The sequence below is a fragment of the Bacillus sp. SIMBA_008 genome (assembly GCF_046535495.1).
Taxonomy (GTDB): domain Bacteria; phylum Bacillota; class Bacilli; order Bacillales; family Bacillaceae; genus Bacillus; species Bacillus subtilis.
On record NZ_JAWRWL010000775.1, the window covers coordinates 1 to 257 of the forward strand.

The following is a 257-nucleotide window of genomic DNA, read 5'->3' on the forward strand; positions in this document are numbered from 1 at the left end:
GCCGGCAAGGATACGCTGATGGCTTTTGCGGCCGAGCGGTTGCGTGGCCGTGCGGATATCGTGTTCGTCCGGCGTGTCATCACCCGTGACGGCGATGCCGGTGGCGAGGATCATCTCGCCGTCTCTGAAGCCGAATTCGAGCGCCGCGCACAATCCGGCGGCTTTGCGGTTTCCTGGGACGCGCACGGTCTGCGCTACGGTATTCCGGCGGAGACGCTGCAGCAGATCGCAGAGGGGCATGTGGTTATTGCCAATGG

1 protein-coding gene is annotated in these 257 nt (G+C 64.2%); it reads left to right on the forward strand.

The genetic code is table 11. The features are described from left to right. On the forward strand, positions 1 to 257 hold a 257-nt coding region (locus SB658_RS25400; RefSeq protein ID WP_486308222.1), incomplete at both ends, for a hypothetical protein.